Here is an 18,836-nt window from a genome sequence, read left to right on the forward strand (position 1 = left end):
CACGGGTATTCTCGGAAGCCCTCATTGCCTTGTTGCGATTTTCTTCTGTATCTTGCTGTAGATGGCTTGCATCTCTGTTCCGCGCATGCCGGCGACTGTTGCCGTCACACCACGGGTTCTGGCCAACCAGGGGTGTGGCTTACTGTCGCGGGGCGTTGTGGTCATGGGTGCGGGTTGGAGAAAAGGTTGGGGCACTCTTTGGGCGGGCGTCAATCGTTCCGAAAGGATCCGCACGGATCCTTTCCGGGTTCTGCCGTATTGAATTAACGACGCTCCATGACCATGAATGTTTATGTCTCAAAGTAATTCAACCGATCCTGCTGCATTTTCTACCCTGGAAAAGGGGCACGTCGCCGTAGTCATTGCGGCATTTCTGGCCATTTTTTTGTCGATGTGTCCACCAGCCTGGGTTTGGCGGCCGGCGCCTTGTACGCGCCGGTCGTGCTGTATTCGTCGTTGCTTCAACGTCCCCAGTTCACGACATGGCTCGGGGCACTGGCACTGCTGGCCATTGGTATCGGGTTTATCCTCTCTGATCCGGCACCGGGCGGCTTCCCCATCCTGTATGTCTGGATCAACCGGCTGGTTTCTGCGGCGGTGGTTGGCATTACCACCTGGCTGGTCATTGACCGGACTCAGGCTGCATTGCAGTTGCAGGCCGGCAACCAGCGTTTGCGGCTGATCAGTCGTGAGCTGACCGAGCAGCAACAGTTGCTCGAAGCGGCCAGTGCGGTGGGTGGCCTGGGTGGTTGGTCGTTTGACCTGGTATCAGGGCAGGTAGCCTGGTCTGATGACGTTGCTGAAATGCATGGCGCACCCCTTGGATATTCCCCCGAAAGCATTGATGACGCCTTGGATTTCTTTGTTGAAGGTGACCGCACTTACGTCAAAACAGCATTTCATACGGCGCGTGTCGAGGGCCGACCCGTCGAGGTTGATGCCCAGATCAATACCCTGGACGGGCGTCGTGTGTGGGTCAGGGCCGTGGGCAAGCCGGTGCTTAATGCTGACGGGCGCGTCATTCGCATTGAGGGGGCCTTGCAAGATATTACAGCCCGAAAAATGGCAGATCAGGTGGTGCGGGTTAGTTTGCAACGTTTCCAGCAGCTGGCAGAATCCATGCCCATTATTGTCTGGACGGCAACCCCTGATGGGCGCGTCGATTATGTGACCCCCTGTTCTTCGATTATGCGGGCATACCCGGGCGCTCAATGGGTGTTGATCAATGGATCAATTTTGTCCATACCGACGATAAAGAAAGGGTGATGGCAGTTTGGTCCCGCTGCCTGGCGTCGGGCGAGCGGTATGAGGTTGAGTTGCGCCTGCGTCGGGGGATGGCATTTATCGCTGGCATCTGGCCCGTGCGCAGCAGGTCAATGAGGCCTCTGGAACCAAATGGTTTGGTTCATTGACCGATGTGCACGACCAGAAAGAATCATTGCAAAACATTTCGCGTTTGGCCGAACGCCTTACCGCCACACTCGAGCGTATCACTGATGCGTTTTACACCCTTGATGCCAACTGGAACTTCACTTACCTCAATCGCCAGGCTGAACGCCTGCTGCGACGCCAGCGCGACGATCTGTTGGGCAAATGCGTCTGGGTCGAATTTGCCCCGACATTGGGCACCTTGATTGAAACCGAATACCGTCGGGCCATGGCCGAACAGCAGTCGGTGGTGTTCGAGCAGTTCTATGCGCCGCTTGAGGTCTGGTTCGAGGTTCACGCCTACCCATCTCCCGAAGGGCTCACGGTCTTTTTTCAGGACATTTCAGCCCGTCGGGCCGCACAAGCGCAGGTTCGGCTGTTGCAGCTGGCCATTTCACGCCTGACCGATATCGTCATCATTACGGAAGCCGAGCCCTTGTCCGAACCTGGACCGCGCATTGTTTTTGTCAATGATGCGTTCGTGACCCGGCTGGGGTATGCGCGTGACGAAGTGATCGGTCGCAGTCCCCGATTCCTGCAGGGCCCGGGTACCCAGCGGCGTGAGCTTGACCGGGTTCGTGCCGCTTTGGTAAAGCGCGAACCCGTGCGTGTCGAGCTGCTCAATTACACCAAGGCGGGCGATGAAATCTGGTTTGAAGTTGATATTGTTCCGGTGGTCGACGATACCGGTTGCTGTACGCATTTTGTAGCGGTAGAGCGTGACATCAATGCGCGCAAGTTGCTGGAAGCGCGTTTGCGCCAGATTCAGCGCATGGACGCCATTGGTCAGTTGACCAGTGGCGTGGCGCATGATTTCAATAACCTGCTTACGGTGATCCTTGGCAATGCCGAGGTTCTCGCCGAGTCACTGCAGTCTCAGCCGGCGCTGCTGGCACCTGCCCGCAGCATTGCCAATGCCGGGCAGCAAGGGGCCGAGTTAACGCGGCGGCTGCTGGCCTTTGCACGTCAGCAGCCGCTGGACCCGCAGCCGGTCAATGCCAATCAGGTGATTGACGGCATGCGGCCATTGCTGGGCCGTGCCTTGGGTGAGCACGTTACCTTGCGCATCAAGGCTGCCGATGGGTTGTGGCACGCGATGGCCGATGTTTTCCAGCTTGAAGATGCTATTTTGAATCTTGCGCTCAATGCACGCGATGCCATGCCCGATGGCGGGGCACTTACCCTTGAAACAGGAAACATCTGGTTCAGCGACGAATTTGTGCGGGGTCAGCCAGATTTGTCGCCCGGCGATTACGTCATGATCGCGGTTTCTGACGAGGGGTTAGGTATTCCCGGTCATATTCGCGATCGCATTTTTGAACCGTTCTTCACCACCAAAACGGGTGGTCAGGGTACGGGTCTGGGCTTGCCGATGGTTTACGGCTTTACAAAGCAGTCGGGTGGGCATATTGACATCGACTCGACACCGGGCAAAGGGACAACCATAAAATTGTTTTTGCCCCGGGTTGTTTCTCCGGCAGACACATCATTGCCAAATAAATAGAACAAGGGGTAATTTCTGTGGCACAGCGGCGTTTGCTGATTCTTGATGACGACCCGGGCGTAGGCCAGACGATAGAGCTTATCGCGCGTACGGCGGGCCTTGAGACGCGTTTCACATCATCCCCCGTGCAGTTTTTCGAATGGCTCGATCAGTGGTTGCCCGACCATATTGCCATTGACCTGGTCATGCCGGAAATGGATGGTGTCAAGGTCCTGGCTCAACTGGCACGGCGCAGCTGTCGGGCTCGCATTATCGTAACCAGCGGTGTTGACGGGCGCGTACTCGATGCCGCTGGCCGATCAGCGTCCGAACGCGGTCTTGACATCGTGGGTGTCTTGCCCAAGCCCTTTATGCCGTCAACCTTGCGGCGCATGTTTGCCCCCGAGGTACCCGGCGGGGCTTCCGGCGTTGGTGCAGGGGGCGTATCGGCCACAGAAGCGGTTGCCCCGTCGTCGTTTGCTTCGCCCGGCGTTGCAAAACGGTTTTTGGTCACACCAGCCGATATTTGCAAAGGGCTTGAAGATGACCAGTTTTACGCCCAGTATCAGCCCAAAATTTCCTGTGTGAATGGCGCTTTGGTTGGTTTCGAGGCGCTGATGCGCTGGAATCATCCCGACCATGGTCTGGTTCCTCCCGATTCGTTTATTGGTTGTGCCGAAAACTCAGGCCTCATCGACGATTTGACTCAAAAAATGTTTGATTTGTCGTTTGACTGGTTTGGACAGCATTTTGGCCAGTCCCCCATCCGCTTGTCGATCAACATCTCGGCACGCTCACGTCTTGATGACGGGTTTATTGACAATATCAGCCAGCGCTGCAAGCGTTGTGGCCTGACGCCAGGGCAACTGATCTTTGAACTGACGGAAACCAGTGCCATGGAAGACCCGGTCGCGTCGCTCGACCTGCTCACACGCATGCGCATGAAAGGCATGCATTTGTCGATTGATGATCTGGGAACCGGGTTTTCTTCGCTATTGCAATTGGTACGGTTGCCATTTTCTGAATTAAAGGTCGACAAATCGTTTGTCATGACGGCCGCCAATTCGTCAGAGTCGCGACAGGTGGTGCAAGCTATTGTTGGGCTTGGGCGCAGCACTGGGTATCCAGTCGACCGCCGAGGGTGTTGAAGACGAAGATACCTTGCGATTTTTGCGGGATATCGGCTGCAATTTTGCACAAGGCTTTCATATTGCCCGGCCGCTCAGTGCTGAAGACGCAGCACAGTGGTCCAGTAAGGGCGTGTATTGATTGCACGCCCTTTTGCTTCAGGCGTGAATTGGCTCGACGGTGAGCTTTACGCCAGCAGCACGCGCCAGCTTCAATACAGTGTCGTAACGTGGTTTGGCGCCAGGGGCCAGGGCTTTGTAGAGACTTTCCCGCCCTACGCCGGCATCCTTTGCCATTTTGGTCATGCCACGAGCCTTGGCAACGTCAGCAAGTGCTGCCAAAAATAGCGATGGATCATCCTCTTCCAGGGCGGCTGAGAGGTATTCGGCAATAGCTTCTTCGCTGTCGAGATATTCGGCGGCGTCGAAGGGGGCGATTTTGATGGTGCTCATGGCTGTTCCTCTTGAATTTGCTTCCACATGGCAACTGCTGTTTCGATGTCACGCTTTTGTGAGGACTTATTGCCCCCCGTGAGTAGCAAGTAAACCGTGCGGCCCTCTCGGGCGTAGTAGACCCGATAGCCTGGCCCGAAGTGAATGCGCATTTCCCAGACCCCATCACTGATGGGTTTTACATCACCGAAGTTCCCCTGACTGGCTTGTTGGGAACGGATGATGATCTTTGCTCTGGCTCGCAGATCCTTTAGGCCTGCCAGCCAACTGGAAAACGCTTAAGTGCGGTTGATTGTGTACATTCAGGGATAGTATCCGAATGGATACGTGGGGGTCAAGAATTGCAACCCTATGAGGTGGCTGTCTTTGTTGGTATAGTCACCTGTATCTAATTGATACAGTAGCAAGCATGGGAACGATAAAAATTCATGCTGGTGATTGTCCTGCAGGGAAAGCGTCATCGCACTTTTCTGCCATTGTTTTCCCGTGGAAGCCTAGCCCGGAAATTTCACCAAAAGGAATCGGCGCATACCTTTAAGCCCGCATAAAATCGAGGTGCGAAACAAGATTTTGGGAAGGTAGCGCCGATGCCAAATCGTACCACTGAAGAGCTGAACTTTGGGCGCCTTGGACGCCGTCATTTGCAGGCCAATTTCCAGGGTGGAGACCTCAGTTCCGATGGCGGGCTGATGCTGTTGCGACAGATTGATGCACGCACCGGTTTGTCGCGTCTGGCCGCCAAGGCCCTGACCGATCGGCGTGCCGGGGGTCGGATTCGCCACCGCCTGCGCGATCTCATCGCCCAGCGCCTGTATGGCCTGTGCTGCGGCTACGAAGACCTGAACGATCACGACACGCTGCGCTCGGACCTGTTGATGCAAACGGCCGTCGGGCGCGATCAGACACTGGCCAGCTCGCCCACACTCAGTCGGCTCGAGACCGGTGCCAGCCGCGCCGATGCCTGGGCGCTGCATCAGGTTCTGGTCGAGCACTTCATTGCCAGCTTTGCCAGCCCACCCCAAGAGTTGATTCTGGATGTCGACGCCTCGGATATCCCGTTACATGGTGAACAGGAACTCAAACAGTTCCATGCCTATTACGACCACCACTGCTACCTGCCGCTGTACGTGTTCTGCGGCCAGTCGATGCTGGCCTGCCTGCTGCGACCCAGCCGCATTGATGGTGCCCGGCATGCGTCGGCCGTGCTGCGGCTGCTGGTGACGCGGCTGCGTCAAGTCTGGCCGCAGGTGAAGATCATCATCCGGGGCGACTCCGGGTTCTGTCGTCAGCGGCTGCTGCGCTGGTGCGAACGGGCCAATGTGCAGTACATCATCGGCCTGGCTCGCAACACCCGCCTTCAGGCGCGTGTAAAACTGGCCGAACAGGTACTCGAGCGTGACTACCGACGCACCGGGTCCAAACAGCGCCTGGTCAGCGAATTCATCTATGCGGCCGCCTCCTGGAACCGACCGCGACGCGTACTCACCCGCTTGGAATACGGCGCCCAGGGCGTGAACCCGCGCTTCGTCGTCACCAACATTGCGGGTTCTGAGGCCGATGCGGTACAGCTGTATGACCAGCTGTATTGTGCCCGGGGTGAGGCCGAGAACCGCATCAAGGAAGCTCAGCTCGACCTGTTCGGCACCCGCGCCAGTTGCCACCGATTTGCGGCTAACCAATTCCGGCTGCTGCTGGCTGCGCTGGCCTACACCCTGATGCAGCGCCTGCGCGAATTGGCCTTGCGCGGCACAGAACTGGAACGGGCCAGCGCCGCCACCATCCGCGTGCGACTGTTCAAGATCGGGGCGGCCATCGTGCGCAATACCCGGCGCGTTCGAATCCTGTTGGCCTCACACCATCCCTTGCGCCACGTGTTCGCCCACGCGGCACACGCCATGGCCCCGTAGTTCTGAAAAAGTGCTGTCCCCGGCACGCTATAAAGCCATGGGGGTTGGGGCAATTGCGCCTGTGGCATCAAAAACACCATCCGCGCCATCATCTTGTCTTCGCTGCGAACGACTCCAGCCAGAGCGGCCAAAAAACGCTCGGATCACTTGGCTGATGAAAAGTCCGGGCTAGTGATGGCTTTTCTACCGGGGAGTGCGTTCAATTTACCGATATCGAAGCTCTTGAACCCCGAAATTTCAGCCGCCATTTCTTGGCCCCGATGGGCAGGAGGTGCAGGTATAGTCCACCCCCATGGCAATGAGCATACCCCCAAGCCTACCCCTAAAACAAGTAGCGGAATGTTGTGCAAGGTTGAACCAATAGACGTAAAAAAACCCCACGTTCATAGGGGAACCGGGGTGCTTTTTTGGTTGTTGATACAACCTTCTGCAAGTATTGGTGCCGATGAGAGGAGTCGAACCTCCGACCTTCGCATTACGAATGCGCTGCTCTACCAACTGAGCTACATCGGCATTTTCGCACGCGCAAAATTATACCGGCTTTTCACGCGCTGAAAAAGTCATCAGCCAAAGCCGCGGCGCTTGGCGATCAGTTCGCGTTCGAGCTTGCCCACATAGCGTTGCACCATATTCAGCGTGGGCCCCGACGGGCGTACAAACGAACAACCCAGGCGCACACGTGTTTTGCCGCTGGGAAGTTCCTGGGTGGATGCGTGTTGTATACGCAGCGTTACGGTAATTACGCCGACGTCGGGCAAGTTGATTTCACAATTGTTGTACAAGGCACCCATCGAGATATCGGGCAGTTGGTTGTCATCGTATACACCAATACCCCCGCCACTGATATCGCCCAAGGGTAATGTAACCACTTTTGCCCGGTTGTTTTCCTGGACCGGAACCTTGCACAGCACGGGGTTGGTAATCGGCGTGTTGATGCGGTAAAAATCACGCCGTTGAAGATAGCTGAGCGCTTGTGGCAGCGGCGCACACAGCGCCGGTTTACCTTCAAAATCACAGGGGCTGACCTGCCCGCACGAGAATCGCACATGGATTTTGTCGAGTGAGGCTTCGACCAGGATGCGGCTGGCGGTTTGTACCCGCTTGTTGGTGGCGCTGTCTGCAGAAATGTCGAAAATCAGCAGGTTTTGTTCGGCGTTGACGTCAAGTACCGTACTGATCATGGCCGTAACGCTGTTGGGTACATGAACGTGCAAAAGCGAGCGCTGGCGCTGTACGTTGCGCAGCACGGACTGAATCTCGAGCGGCGCGGTCAGCGTGTGCGGGTCGTTGGCGTCAACGCTGTGAGACGTCGACGGTTCTGTTGTGCTGGAAAATACCATGGTCGTTGTCAGAATAGATGCGGAAAAAACCGCTAAAACGTGTAATTGGGGGCACTAACCATTGCTTTGGTTGCGCGCTGGCCCCATGCAGTATGGGGAGCCATGACACAAAACTATTGTGATTATCGTGTCGGATTGTGACATTGTACCTGTCAGAGCGTTGGGTAGAAACAGCGCCTAGTTAATGGTTTGCCTGGGGTTTGCTGGGCTTTGATGGCAGCAGGGAACAGTGACCAGACCGCCATGAACAGCGCTGCCAGCAGTGGCCCGATGACGAATCCGTTCAGGCCGAACGTGGCCAGCCCACCAATGGTGGATATCAGTACGACATAGTCGGGCATTTTGGTGTCTTTGCCAACCAAAAGAGGGCGCAGGACATTGTCAACCAGCCCGATGACCAGCACGCCAAACAGGATGAGGATACTGCCATCCCAGTAATTGCCGGTGACCATGAAATAAACCGCAACCGGTGCCCATATCAGCGCTGAGCCCACTGCAGGCAATAGTGACAGGAAGGCCATGATGACGCCCCAAAGCAGCGCGCCCTCGATGCCGAGAACCCAAAAATGAAACCGCCCAGTGCCCCCTGCGTTGCTGCGACGACAAGGTTACCCTTGACGGTCGCACGGACGACGGTAATGAATTTCTGGATCAATAAATGTTTGTGGTCGTCACCCAAGGGGATGACCAGATTGATGGTTTTCGCCAGGGCGGCACCATCACGCAGCAGGAAAAACAGCAAATACAGCATGATGGCCATGCTGACCAGAAAACCCGCTGTATTTTGACCGATATTGACGGCCTGGCTGGCCAGAAACTTGCTGCCCTCGAGTGCTCCTGCCGAAAGTTTTTCCTGGATGCTGAAAATGTCGGCAATACCCAGTTCTTCAACCAGACGGTGCAACGATTCGGGCAAGGCATTGATGATACGTTCGTAGTACAAGCCGAGATTCAGTTGGCCACTTTCGATGCGCCTGTAGATCATTGCGCCTTCGCGAATCAAGGCACTGGTCAATGCAATAAGCGGAAAAATGACGACCAGCAGGCACAGTGCCAGTGTGGACAATGCCGCAGTGTTGGGGTGGCGCGGCATGATCGCCAGAATGCGCCGGTGCAGGGGGTAAAGCTGATGGCGAAGACAAAGCCCCAGAACAATGCACTGTAATATGGCAGCAGCAGCCAGCCGAATGCCACTGATACGATAATCAGCAGGGTAATGAAGCTTCGGTAGTAAATTCCAGAACTGGTCATGCAGGCTCCGCGATTCACATAAAATCCGGTAGAAATCAGACAAGCATCATACCCTCAAACCATCGTCAGCAACCCTTTTGTTTCAGCCGTTTTATGACCTCCACTGTATTTTCAGCCCCCTTTTTCCAGATGCCGGTTCGCGTGCCTCGGCCCAGCGGTTTTTGTTTGTTTATCTGGCGGGTATGGTGCTGCTCTGGACGGTATTGTGTGCCGTCAGCCATAAAGCCCCCGATCTGGATGGCATGGAAGAACTGGTCTGGGCCTCCAGTCTCGAGTGGGGCTATTCCAAGCACCCGCCTTTGCCGTCCTGGTTCATGTGGGGGTTGGTCGAGTTGTTCGGCAGACCGCTTTGGCTAACGTTTTTTGCCGGCCAGATAGTCTCGGCCCTGGCCTTGTGGTTTGTGTTCCTGCTGGGGTGTGAGTTCACGACGCCGCGTCGCGCCTTGATTGCGACGCTGATGGTCTCGGTGATTTTGTACTTTTCATTGCGAGGCACAATTTATAACCATAATACAGCGCAGCTGTGGTCAGTGGCAGCGTCGACCTGGTTGCTGTTTCGTGCCTTGCGTGACGGCCGCAGGCTTGACTGGGTATGGCTTGGGATGGTTGCCGGGTTGGCCATGTTGACCAAGTACAGTGCCCTCGTCCAGTTTGCGGCTTTTTTCGTTTTCATGCTGGTGCATGGCTATTTGCGCCGACCTGAGGTCTGGAAGGGCATCGCACTGGCGGCCCTGGTATTTGCCCTGGTTTTTTGCCGCATTTGATCTGGCTGGTCAGCAATGACTTTGCCCCTTGCGTTATGCCGATCGTTCGATGGAAACGGACGCAACGTATGTGCAGATCGTCCTCGGGGCCGTTGACTTTGCACTTGACCAGCTGGCACGTATCAGCCCGATGCTGGTGTTGTGGATTGCCCTGTGGTGGTGGCAGCGTCGCGATGCTGCTCCCACGTTGCACACCATGACCACGCAAACGTATGCGCAGGCAATCGGCCCTCAGGCGCGTGCCTTTCTGTGGTGGATAGGGCTTGGGCCGCTGGTTGTGACGCTGTTGATCGCGGTGGTACTGGCAACCCAGCTGGTTTCTGCCTGGGGTACGACGTTTTTCATTCTTTTCGGGTTTTATTCGTTCTGGTTCCTGAAAGGCAGTGATCAGGTTTGGTTGCAGCGCACAGCGGTATTGGCTATTGCATTACAGGTACTGATGGCGGTTGGTTATGCCGTGGCACGTGGCCCTTTAGCTTACGAGGCGGGGCGCATGACGCGTTCAACCTTTCCCGGCCCCGAGCTGGCGACGAAAGTGCAGGAAATCTGGTCTTCACATGTGCCTGATCAGCCTCTGTTGCTGGTGGCATCCGATACGTGGTTTGGTGGCAATATTGCCACCAATATTTCCGAGCAAACCCAGGTCTTTATTAGTGCAGACTATTTTCAGTCACCATGGCTTGACCCTGAGACCGCGCTCGATTGTGGCGTCATGGTTTTGTACAGTCCCGACAGTCGGGGTTATTGGTCGGCAGAGCTGATGGCACTGTATGAACGCATGCCGATCAAGGGTCAATTCACCCAGCAGTGGTCGTCTGACACGAGTCCGGTTTTTACGGTACAATACGGCGCGTTGCCACCAACAGACGCTTGCAAGGCAGTAGCCAGGTAAGCAAAGCAGGTGTGCGGTGTGTGCTAATACGCACACCATCTGCAAAAAGTTTGCAGCAGCAACAAAAAAGTTAAGACATAACTTGCGCAGTAAAAAATAAATGTGTTATAGTTATGTTCTTTCAATTCCCCGATAGCTCAGTCGGTAGAGCGACGGACTGTTAATCCGCAGGTCACTGGTTCGAACCCAGTTCGGGGAGCCAAGAATTCAAAGCTCGAAGTGCTTTATAAATAACGCCTCTTAATCGAGGCGTTATTTTTTTCCGTCACAACCATGCATTTTTCTGCATTTGATAGTGCAAGTGATAGCGATAATATGGCTCAGCGCTATCGCTCACAAAGCTGCAATCAGCTCGGCATAGCCATCCACCCAAAGCTTCGTTGAATGGGGATCATCCGGGCCGCCGGGGTTTGCCGCTGCTTTGCGCGCAGACCAATCGATTCGTAGGTGGATGCCGGAACATCCTGGTTTCCCGGGGTATCAAACCCACCCCTGCCGCCACAGCGTCTCGTCGCGCAGCTCGCGCCAGTCAATGATCTTGCTTTTCCCGGAATACACGGCTTCTATTTCGACCCCCTGAATGGGGGATTCAGGCGGTTCGGGTTGAATGACCTTGGTGACAAGAAAGTGCTTGTTCTTTGCGACCGGCTTGATTGCCGTCCATTTGCTTTTCAGCAATTTTTTTGGGTGCAGCGGGTTCAAAAACATACTCCTTCACAATAAACTGCATAATTAAAAACCAATGTGCATGGGGCGTATGACCGAAACTGACTCGCAGTCGCTGCAAGCGAGCGCAATTGATCCGCAGTTATTGCAGGCCTATCTTGCCACTGAATATACCGTGCTGGGCCAGCGGCCCTTCAGGCTGTGCATCGACACGTTCAGCCCCGAACTGTTGGCTCTCTATCATACCCACGGTGTGCGCTGCGCGGCATTCATATCGACAAGTAACCCGTTCAGCCAGCGTTTTGATGACGCGGAAAATGAAAGGCGTCAACAAGCGTTTGAGCAAAATGCGTTCTTGTGGGCAGGGGGTGATGCGGTCGTGCGCCTGGTTTTGGTCAGGTAAATATTGAAATACAATGAAACGCTACGGTAACAAACACAAGCATAATAAAAGGCCAGTATGACAAAAGAACTTACTCCTTCCCATCATTTTGAAGTTGCGCTTGGCGCGGCTGAATCCGATCCGGTTCTTGACAAGAAAGCGGCTAAAGAGCAAATAGCCGATTTGCGTGTCACTTTGCTCAAGGCACAGTATGCGTTGCTCAAGCAGGCGCATCAGTCCGTACTCATTGTGATTGCCGGTCTTGATGGGGTGGGTAAGGGTGGTTGCATCAATATGCTGAATGAATGGATGGATCCGCGTCACATCATTACGCTGGCGTACGGCCCTCCCGGGCCTGAGCTCCAGGGGTGCCTCCGTTATGGCGTTATTGGCGTCACCTGCCGGCTAAAGGGTCTACCGGTGTTGTGTTCGGGTCGTGGTATCGCGATCTTTTCGAAGAGCTGGCACAGAAAACACCCGATGAAGGCCGGGTCAGGGCCTTGGCACAGGAAGTGCGCGAATTCGAGTCCGTCCTGACGCATAACGGCGTGCAAGTGGTCAAGTTGTGGTTCCATATGTCCAAAAAAGGCCAGGAAGAGCGCGTAGATGCCTTGCTGGCGAACCCTGACACATCCTGGCAAGTCAATCCGCTTGATCTCGAAGTCCGCAAGAAATTTGATCGGGCCCGTGCTATCGGGGCCTTGGCCATGACCCTTACGCATGATAAATACTCGCCCTGGGTGGTCATCCCGTCGGCTGACGACAATACACGTCATATTTGTACGGGTCAGGCTGTGCTGTCGACGCTGCGACGTCACCCACGGCCACCCGTGATCCCGTCGCTGGTGGCCGACGATACCCCGTTTCTGCCCGAAGGCGCAGTGCTGACCAATCCTGATGCCATTGCAAACAATGGTCGGGTGTTGTCACTCGACGCCATCGACTACACCGCCAAGCTGAAAAAGGGGACTATGAACCCTTGTTGACCCAATTGCAGGCACGGTTGGCCCGTTTGGTGCGAGACCCGCGCTTTGCCAATTTTCCGTTAATTCTGGTGTTTGAAGGCCAGGATGCGGCAGGCAAGGGGGACGATCCGACGCATTACCCACGCAATTGATGCGCGTCAGTACCGGGCCATCCCTATTGCAGCACCTACCGACGAAGAGCTTGCGCGTCCGTATTTGTGGCGCTTCTGGCGCAAGTTGCCGCCGAAGGGGCGAGTCGGTATTTTTGACCGTTCCTGGTATGGACGTGTTCTGGTTGAGCGTGTTGAAGGGTTTGCCACCGAAGCCGAGTGGAGTCGGGCTTACACTGAAATCAATCAATTTGAGCATCAACTGGTTGACCATGGTGCCATCGTCCTGAAGTTCTGGTTGGCCATCACCAAAGACGAACAGCTCGAACGGTTTGAAGCGCGCAAGCGTTCACCGTTCAAGAACTTCAAAATTACCGACGAAGACTGGCGTAACCGTAAACGTTGGGACGACTACGTTCAAGCTGCCAATGACCTGTTTCGGGAAACCAGCACCGAACGGTGCCCCTGGCATCTGGTTTCATCCAACGATAAAAACCATGCGCGCATCGAGGTGTTGCGTACAGTTGTTGAGGCGATGGAAAAAGGGCTTGCCCGGTATAAAAAGGATAATCGTGCGCATTAAGTCAGTTTTGTTCGCGCTATTTGCCACCGTACTGCTTTGGTTCGGTTCCTCCGGGGTTGTGCTGGCCGACATTCCTCCTCCACGTCTTGACGGTCCTACTACGGTGCGGGCTTACCTGTACCTTGAGGATGTCAACGACATTCGTCTGGATACCGGCACCTTCGATGCTACGGCACAGCTGGTGCTCAAATGGAAAGATGAGCGTCTGGCGTTCAGTTCTCCTGACGACACACCCCGTTCATGGATGGGTGTGCGTGCCGAGCGTCACCTCGAGAAAATCTGGCATCCGGTGCTGGATATCAGTGGTGAAAAAGGGTTGTCGTCGGCGGTCGTCTATGCACTGACGGTACACCCTGATGGTACTGTGGTGACACGGCAAAAATTCACGACGCGGCCCAGATTCATTGGCGAATTGATCTGGTTTCCGTTTGGCCGTCTGATGCTCGATCTGAATATATCGAGCATGGCGGTTGATGCGCGGCATATGCAATTCGAACTGGGGCAGCTCGCGCCTTCAGACAGTATGGAGAGCCTAGACACGGTGCTGCATGGCAACTGGCATCCCGTGCGCATGGCCTGGGTAACCCGCACGGTTGAATATCCAGATCTGCCTGGTAAGGCCTTTCCACAAATCAGCCTGCAAATCGAGGTTGTGCATGACTTTATCGACGGCGTTCATAAAGTGTTGTTGCCGTTGCTGATCATCGCTCTGGCGTCGTGGGGGTTGATGTGGGTGAACTTCACGGTACAACCCGCGTTTTCGTCGCCACGCATAGCAGGGATCATTACGCTGATTCTGACGTCAATTGCATTGAAATTTGTCTTGAACCGCGAGTTGCCTGTAGTGCATTACCTGACATTTTCCGATGTGTTATTCAACACGACCATCATGATGTTAAGTTTTGGCATGTTGGCGTCATGTGTCGTGGCCAGCCTGTTCACCGATTTTTCGGTGCCACGCGCCCAATGGCTGCACCGCTGGTTGCGGGGTATTTACCCTGTGCTGTATGTCGTGGTTCTGGTGGTGTCGTGTGTGCTGTTTCTGGCCTGAGTCTTTCATCAGCCCACCAGCCCCTTCCCATCAGGCCATTGACCTTTCGCCCTCAGGCCGCTGACCCTCTCCCGGCAGGGCACCGGTCAGGAATAACGTCTTGACCGGCTTTGAATGACGGACGCTGTCAGGTGGCTTACGCCAACCACGACCAGGCGTTGCGGGTCAGTGCGACCCCGACGATGTAAAAGAAAATGACAACAGCAGCCAGCGCGGCAATGCCCCGGGTAGTGGGTGTTTTTCCACGCTTGATGGCGACTGTGCCCACGACGATGTACAGCACCAGCGCCACAAGCTTGGCCCAGATCCAGCCTTGGTTGAAGCCGATGGTATAGGCCATGGCCAGACCGCAGGCCAGTAAAATCGTGTCGATCACATGGGGTGCAATGCGTACGGCTTTCTTTTGAAGGACGGCAGATTCAATCACTGACCAGTAAGCCCTGATAATGAAAAAAGCAGGCTCAATGCGGCGGCCGTCGTGTGCAGGTGTTTGAGTGCGATATAAGACATGGTAAATGCGGTTCCCGGAATCAGTCGTTGCTGATTTTCCAGGCGCCTTTCCCTTCAAGATTAAGTTGGACGGGGTGGTGTCTGACCAGTGTGCTTCGGTGCCCTACACTGACCAGAAGGGTATCGGGCAAGCGCTGCTTGATGAGACGATACATGGCGTCTTCAAGCCCTTCGTCCATCGCCGAGGTGGCTTCGTCCAGGAATGCAACGGCGGGGCGTGCGAGCAAGATACGGCCAAATGCAAGCCGTTGTTGTTCGCCCAGTGACAAAATCCGGCTCCAGTCGGCCACTTCATCCAGTCGGCTGCTCAGATGACCCAATTGTACGAGGTCCAGCACTTCGTGTGCGCGTTGATCTGAAAAGGTGGGTTGTGAAGGCGTGGCAATCGTGGGGTGAAGGGGGCCGAAAGTCAGAACCTGGTCAAGATTCTTCGGCGCGTCCTCGACATTGGCCGAGGCGACCGCGCCGAGTGTTTCCGCGTCAGCGACGGGCGTCGTACCGTCGGCCGGCGAGGTGGGCTCGGGGTAGTGCAAGGCCTCGCGCAAGGTGCCCAAAGGTAAATACGGCTTTTGTGCCAGAAACAGCATGGCAGCATCCGGACGCCGGATGGTGCCGTTACACCAGGGCCAGAGTCCGGCAATGGCCCGCAGCAGGGTGGTTTTCCCGGATCCTGATGGGCCGCGAATCAGCAGGGCCTGGCCAGGAGACACGTCAAGCGACAGGTCGGTGATCAGTGTCACGCCGGCGGGTGTGCTGACAGACAGTTTTTCAAGACTCAGGTGGCGGCCGTCAGGACGAATGTCGGGGTGGGGCAATCGGGCCGCTTGATCAATGGCCGTACAAAACCCGGTTAAACGGTCGAGTGTGGCCCGGTAAGCGGCAAAATTGTCGTATGCATTGCGAAAAAATGACAGGTTTTCTTGCAGCCGGCCAAAGGCCTGGGCGGTTTGCATCAAGTCACCCAGGCTGATCTGTTTTGAAAAGAAACGCTGGGCCTGGATGATGAACGGGAACACGACGGCCGCTTGGGTCACGGTAAAGTTGAACCCCAGGAATTTCAGTGATCGGTACACAATGGCCCATGCATTGCTGATGACCTGGGCAAACCGGTGGCGTAGCAGGGCGGCTTCTACTTTTTCGCCCGCATAAAACGCGATGCTTTCGGCATATTCGCGTAGCCGTACCAGTGCGTAACGGTAGTCAGCGTTAAAGCGTTCATTCAGAAAGTTAAGCAAAATCAGCGGGCGGCCAATTTTTATGGCAAATACCGTAGCGACAAGTACATAGGCAAACACCAGAAATACCATGCCGCGCGGAATTTCGGTGCCGAACAGGGCCAATGGGCCTGACAGCCCCCACAGAATCAGGGTAAAGGCTACGGTTGAGACCAGGGCATCCACAACCCCCATTGAAAGGGAGAGTGAGGATTCGGCAAAGACGGTGACGTCGTACTGGATGCGCTGGTCGGGGTTGTCGATACCTTTTTCAAGGTGTTGGGTGCCGTAATAGGCCCGTTCATCCACCCAGCGTCCAAGCAGTTGGTCGTTCAGCCATGAGCGCCAATGAATAATGAACGCCTGTTGCACGTAGTAGTCAAGCAGTGAGCGGACGACATGGACGGTGGCCAGTGCAGCGAACAGCCACATGGCCAACCAGAACCCGGCTTCGTTCAGATCCTGGAGTGCGCTGTACATGGTGTTGTACCAGTTTGAAAACAGCACCTGAAGACGTACGCCCGCCAGCGTGAGCAGCAGGATCAGGGCGACCGTCAGCAGGGGGCGCCAGCTGCGACGAGGTGAAAAATAGCCGCCGGACAGTTGCCAGAACTGTCGGCCCCATACGGTGCGGCGGGCGAGCCCCAAGCCACAACCCCGAAGCAAATCAGGGTAATTGAGTAGGCCTTGGCGATCCAGAGCCCGCTGTTGATCAGTTCTTGTGTCCAGTTCATGTCATTTTGCGGCCAGACCGGTCGGGTATGGCTTCCGGCTTGTCAATCGTTGCCGGGCACAGCGATAATGCCCGGGATATTGTTTGACCCTAAATTTGAATAAAGGTGTTCTATGCCCTTCGTTACCATTACCGCAACCCAAAGTTTTACCCATGAGCAAAAAAACGCTGGTTCAGAAAACCAGTGATGCTGTTGTTGAAACCCTGGGGTCAGCCATCACGTCGGTGCGCGTGATGTTACATGAATTGCCGGGCGGCCACTACATGGCGGCGGGACAGCTGGATTCGCCCGCAGTGAATTTTCGGGTAGACCTTATCGCGGGGCGTAGCGATCAGCAAAAAGCGGCATTGATTGCCGCGTTAAGCAAGGCAGCTCACGCGGCAACGGGTACCTCTGAAGACGACATCCGCGTATGGATGGTCGAAATCCCCAGCACTAATGTGGGTATTGCCGGGGGTAAGACTGCCGCTTCTATTGGTCGCTAGGGTTTGCCCTTGGCTCGGTAGGGCTGCAAATGCAGCCTTAACGCGCCGGTCCGGGCCGGCTGACCGCCGCCAGGGCAAAGGTGATGGCCAGTGTTGGCAACGCTGAGCCGTAACCGGGCGCCCAGTGGCCGATGCTGTGGTACAGCGCAATTCCCAGAAGCCAAAGAGCGGCAGCAGATCCGTTGATTGCCTTGCCGCCTGGGCGCTGTTCACCGGTCGCAAACCCCTGACGACCCAGAATGACGCCATACAACGGCACAAACACAGAACTGAGTGTGAGCAAAAAGGGTTCCAGCGAGTGCATGGGCAAAAGCGTGGCCAGCACAATGCTGATGACCGCCAGGGTCAGGCCCCAGCGCCGGATGTTCCAGCGCGGAAACAGGCTGTGTGTCGAGACTGAACCCGAATACAGATCGCCATAGGCATTGTCCAGTTCATCAATCATGATCAGGCCCAGGGCGATCAAGCCGCCTTGTGCCAGTAAAAGGGCGCTGACCAGACCCATGCCGGGTTCGGCAACACTGATGACAACGACGCCCAGGGCGTAACACCAGATGTTGGCGATGGTGTAGCCCAGCCATGTGCCACCCATCGCACCACGCCCCGAGCGACCATGGCGGGCATAGTCTGCCACCAGCGGCAGCCAGGATACGGGCATGGCAATGACCAGATCCATGGCCGAAAACAGGCCCATCGTGCCGTTGCCGGGTCGGCTCCAGAGCACCTCAAAACCTTGAGCCTGCAGCTTTCAAGGAACTGCCAGCTTAGCCAGATCAGCGACAGCACGACCAAAGGCAGGCCGAATCGGGCAATGAACTTGCGTACCAATGTAATCATTGAGCCGGCCAGCAGCGCCATCAGGATCGCGCCCCAGAACAGGGTAATCAACACGATACCCAGCGGACCGCTGAAATCCAGCCCGAAGGCCTGTTGACTGATCGCGGTGGTTCCTTCCCGCATAATGACCAGTTCGAATGTGGTCCAGCCCAGCAACTGCACAATATTCAGTATGACGGGTAGCCGCGCAAAGGCGCTGCCATACGTGCAGTGAATCAGCCCTGCGCTGGAGAGACCGGTTACGCAGCCGGTGCGGGCTACCCAGGCCAGCAAACCGGATCCGACAAGCGAGCCGAGCAAAATGGCGATGACGGCGTCTTGGGTGCCCACGGACGGCACCAGATAAGCGCCCACTTGCATGACCAGCAGGCCCACACCCAGGCTGAACCAGAGCGAGGCATGCTCGTGCCAGCTGAAGACGCGTTCGGCGGCTGAAACGGGGGTAAGGGCGGAATTTTTGGTGCGGTCGTGCTTGTCATGGTGTGCCAGTAGAAAGCAGGGGCGACAAGCATGCTGACCAGAGCGGGATGGAGAAACCGCGACAGGCAGGTGCCGGTTCGCTTTCCTGCGCGAGCATTATCTCAACAGGTTCAAAGGGACTATCTCAGCCGCTTGTGCGGCACCCCCAGCGATTCGGGCAGATTGTACCTGTTC

General features: G+C 55.9%; 19 protein-coding genes, 2 tRNA genes, 3 pseudogenes and 1 riboswitch. Of the genes and pseudogenes, 15 read left to right on the forward strand and 9 right to left on the reverse strand.

Annotated elements, in window-relative coordinates; all coding sequences use genetic code 11:
* The first annotated feature begins 393 nt into the window (after window positions 1–393).
* From N7E01_RS13980 to N7E01_RS19005, 5 genes are read left to right on the forward strand one after another with little or no spacing between them, the layout of a single operon-like run.
* Window positions 394–1,266, forward strand: a complete 873-nt coding sequence (locus tag N7E01_RS13980) for a PAS domain-containing protein (protein ID WP_289173300.1) — start codon at window positions 394–396, stop codon at window positions 1,264–1,266.
* Window positions 1,212–1,412, forward strand: coding sequence for a PAS domain-containing protein (locus N7E01_RS19000; protein WP_350494861.1), 201 nt, complete (start codon window positions 1,212–1,214; stop codon window positions 1,410–1,412). Before N7E01_RS13980 ends, N7E01_RS19000 begins: the two co-directional genes overlap by 55 nt.
* Window positions 1,413–1,417: 5 nt before the next feature.
* On the forward strand, window positions 1,418–2,932 hold the full coding sequence (locus tag N7E01_RS13985) for a hybrid sensor histidine kinase/response regulator (RefSeq protein ID WP_289175821.1): 1,515 nt from the start codon (window positions 1,418–1,420) through the stop codon (window positions 2,930–2,932).
* A 17-nt stretch (window positions 2,933–2,949) separates the two neighbouring features.
* Window positions 2,950–4,059 carry an EAL domain-containing response regulator gene (locus N7E01_RS13990; RefSeq protein ID WP_289173301.1) on the forward strand — a complete coding sequence of 370 codons (1,110 nt, stop codon included), beginning with the start codon at window positions 2,950–2,952 and terminating at the stop codon, window positions 4,057–4,059.
* Window positions 4,016–4,180 carry an EAL domain-containing protein gene (locus N7E01_RS19005; RefSeq protein WP_350494862.1) on the forward strand — a complete coding sequence of 55 codons (165 nt, stop codon included), beginning with the start codon at window positions 4,016–4,018 and terminating at the stop codon, window positions 4,178–4,180. Before N7E01_RS13990 ends, N7E01_RS19005 begins: the two co-directional genes overlap by 44 nt.
* 17 nt (window positions 4,181–4,197) lie before the next feature.
* Here the strand turns inward: N7E01_RS19005 and N7E01_RS13995 are convergent, their stop codons facing one another.
* Both N7E01_RS13995 and N7E01_RS14000 read right to left on the reverse strand, forming a co-directional pair.
* Window positions 4,198–4,491: an addiction module antidote protein gene (locus N7E01_RS13995; RefSeq protein ID WP_289173302.1), complete on the reverse strand. Its 294-nt coding sequence runs from the start codon at window positions 4,489–4,491 to the stop codon at window positions 4,198–4,200.
* Window positions 4,488–4,754 carry a type II toxin-antitoxin system RelE/ParE family toxin gene (locus tag N7E01_RS14000; RefSeq protein WP_289175822.1) on the reverse strand — a complete coding sequence of 89 codons (267 nt, stop codon included), beginning with the start codon at window positions 4,752–4,754 and terminating at the stop codon, window positions 4,488–4,490. The genes N7E01_RS13995 and N7E01_RS14000 overlap by 4 nt, the downstream gene beginning before the upstream one ends.
* Before the next feature lie 324 nt (window positions 4,755–5,078).
* On the opposite strand from N7E01_RS14000, the gene N7E01_RS14005 reads away from it, so the two are divergent.
* Window positions 5,079–6,398: an IS1380 family transposase gene (locus tag N7E01_RS14005; protein ID WP_289173303.1), complete on the forward strand. Its 1,320-nt coding sequence runs from the start codon at window positions 5,079–5,081 to the stop codon at window positions 6,396–6,398.
* A gap of 437 nt (window positions 6,399–6,835) precedes the next feature.
* On the opposite strand, the gene N7E01_RS14010 is transcribed toward N7E01_RS14005, so the two are convergent.
* From N7E01_RS14010 to N7E01_RS14020, 3 genes and pseudogenes are all read right to left on the reverse strand, one after another.
* A tRNA-Thr gene (locus N7E01_RS14010) sits at window positions 6,836–6,911 on the reverse strand.
* Window positions 6,912–6,961: 50 nt separating this feature from the next.
* Window positions 6,962–7,738, reverse strand: a complete 777-nt coding sequence (locus N7E01_RS14015; RefSeq protein ID WP_289173304.1) for a flagellar brake protein — start codon at window positions 7,736–7,738, stop codon at window positions 6,962–6,964.
* A 152-nt stretch (window positions 7,739–7,890) separates the two neighbouring features.
* A pseudogene (locus N7E01_RS14020) lies at window positions 7,891–8,989 on the reverse strand (AI-2E family transporter).
* A 182-nt stretch (window positions 8,990–9,171) separates the two neighbouring features.
* Here N7E01_RS14020 and N7E01_RS14025 point away from each other — a divergent pair.
* The 3 genes from N7E01_RS14025 to N7E01_RS14035 all read left to right on the forward strand — a co-directional run bounded on the left by N7E01_RS14025 (window position 9,172) and on the right by N7E01_RS14035 (window position 10,847).
* The gene (locus N7E01_RS14025) at window positions 9,172–9,753 is read left to right on the forward strand and encodes a glycosyltransferase family 39 protein (RefSeq protein ID WP_289173306.1); all 582 of its coding nucleotides are present in this window, start codon (window positions 9,172–9,174) and stop codon (window positions 9,751–9,753) included.
* Window positions 9,754–9,781: 28 nt separating this feature from the next.
* The gene (locus tag N7E01_RS14030) at window positions 9,782–10,645 is read left to right on the forward strand and encodes a hypothetical protein (RefSeq protein ID WP_289173307.1); all 864 of its coding nucleotides are present in this window, start codon (window positions 9,782–9,784) and stop codon (window positions 10,643–10,645) included.
* 126 nt (window positions 10,646–10,771) lie between these two features.
* Window positions 10,772–10,847, forward strand: a tRNA-Asn gene (locus N7E01_RS14035).
* Between the two features lie 278 nt (window positions 10,848–11,125).
* Here N7E01_RS14035 and N7E01_RS14040 read toward each other — a convergent pair.
* Window positions 11,126–11,347 (reverse strand): TIGR02450 family Trp-rich protein, encoded by a 222-nt coding sequence (locus N7E01_RS14040; protein WP_289173308.1) that lies wholly within the window; start codon window positions 11,345–11,347, stop codon window positions 11,126–11,128.
* A 55-nt stretch (window positions 11,348–11,402) separates the two neighbouring features.
* On the opposite strand from N7E01_RS14040, the gene N7E01_RS14045 reads away from it, so the two are divergent.
* The 5 genes and pseudogenes from N7E01_RS14045 to N7E01_RS14055 all read left to right on the forward strand — a co-directional run bounded on the left by N7E01_RS14045 (window position 11,403) and on the right by N7E01_RS14055 (window position 14,402).
* The gene (locus N7E01_RS14045; RefSeq protein ID WP_289173309.1) at window positions 11,403–11,714 is read left to right on the forward strand and encodes a hypothetical protein; all 312 of its coding nucleotides are present in this window, start codon (window positions 11,403–11,405) and stop codon (window positions 11,712–11,714) included.
* Between the two features lie 57 nt (window positions 11,715–11,771).
* A complete protein-coding gene (locus N7E01_RS19010) occupies window positions 11,772–12,230 on the forward strand; it encodes a hypothetical protein (RefSeq protein ID WP_350494864.1) in 459 nt (152 codons plus the stop codon).
* A complete protein-coding gene (locus N7E01_RS19015; protein ID WP_350494865.1) occupies window positions 12,119–12,679 on the forward strand; it encodes a hypothetical protein in 561 nt (186 codons plus the stop codon). The genes N7E01_RS19010 and N7E01_RS19015 overlap by 112 nt, the downstream gene beginning before the upstream one ends.
* A gap of 29 nt (window positions 12,680–12,708) precedes the next feature.
* Window positions 12,709–13,351 (forward strand): annotated as a pseudogene (locus N7E01_RS19020) (hypothetical protein).
* Window positions 13,341–14,402 (forward strand): ligand-gated ion channel, encoded by a 1,062-nt coding sequence (locus tag N7E01_RS14055; RefSeq protein WP_289173311.1) that lies wholly within the window; start codon window positions 13,341–13,343, stop codon window positions 14,400–14,402. Before N7E01_RS19020 ends, N7E01_RS14055 begins: the two are co-directional and overlap by 11 nt.
* 136 nt (window positions 14,403–14,538) lie before the next feature.
* On the opposite strand, the gene N7E01_RS14060 is transcribed toward N7E01_RS14055, so the two are convergent.
* A complete protein-coding gene (locus tag N7E01_RS14060) occupies window positions 14,539–14,829 on the reverse strand; it encodes a SirB2 family protein (protein ID WP_350494866.1) in 291 nt (96 codons plus the stop codon).
* 103 nt (window positions 14,830–14,932) lie between these two features.
* A complete protein-coding gene (locus N7E01_RS14065; protein ID WP_289173313.1) occupies window positions 14,933–16,774 on the reverse strand; it encodes an ABC transporter ATP-binding protein/permease in 1,842 nt (613 codons plus the stop codon).
* 238 nt (window positions 16,775–17,012) lie between these two features.
* Here N7E01_RS14065 and N7E01_RS14070 point away from each other — a divergent pair, with 238 nt between their 5' ends.
* A complete protein-coding gene (locus N7E01_RS14070) occupies window positions 17,013–17,345 on the forward strand; it encodes a tautomerase family protein (protein WP_289173314.1) in 333 nt (110 codons plus the stop codon).
* Between the two features lie 37 nt (window positions 17,346–17,382).
* Here N7E01_RS14070 and N7E01_RS14075 read toward each other — a convergent pair.
* A pseudogene (locus N7E01_RS14075) lies at window positions 17,383–18,671 on the reverse strand (purine-cytosine permease family protein).
* Between the two features lie 56 nt (window positions 18,672–18,727).
* Window positions 18,728–18,819, reverse strand: a riboswitch (TPP riboswitch).
* Window positions 18,820–18,836 lie beyond the last annotated feature (17 nt).

The sequence above is a fragment of the Neopusillimonas aromaticivorans genome (assembly GCF_030344915.1).
Classification (GTDB): Bacteria; Pseudomonadota; Gammaproteobacteria; order Burkholderiales; family Burkholderiaceae_B; genus Neopusillimonas; species Neopusillimonas aromaticivorans.

Bases quoted from the DNA above. Each gene is read 5' to 3' on its own strand.
- N7E01_RS19000 (WP_350494861.1), top strand. From the start codon at position 1,212: ATGGGTGTTGATCAATGGATCAATTTTGTCCATACCGACGATAAAGAA.
- N7E01_RS13995 (WP_289173302.1), bottom strand. From the start codon at position 4,491: ATGAGCACCATCAAAATCGCCCCCTTCGACGCCGCCGAATATCTCGAC.
- N7E01_RS14005 (WP_289173303.1), top strand. From the start codon at position 5,079: ATGCCAAATCGTACCACTGAAGAGCTGAACTTTGGGCGCCTTGGACGC.
- N7E01_RS14015 (WP_289173304.1), bottom strand. From the start codon at position 7,738: ATGGTATTTTCCAGCACAACAGAACCGTCGACGTCTCACAGCGTTGAC.
- N7E01_RS14025 (WP_289173306.1), top strand. From the start codon at position 9,172: ATGGTGCTGCTCTGGACGGTATTGTGTGCCGTCAGCCATAAAGCCCCC.
- N7E01_RS14045 (WP_289173309.1), top strand. From the start codon at position 11,403: ATGACCGAAACTGACTCGCAGTCGCTGCAAGCGAGCGCAATTGATCCG.
- N7E01_RS19010 (WP_350494864.1), top strand. From the start codon at position 11,772: ATGACAAAAGAACTTACTCCTTCCCATCATTTTGAAGTTGCGCTTGGC.
- N7E01_RS14070 (WP_289173314.1), top strand. From the start codon at position 17,013: ATGAGCAAAAAAACGCTGGTTCAGAAAACCAGTGATGCTGTTGTTGAA.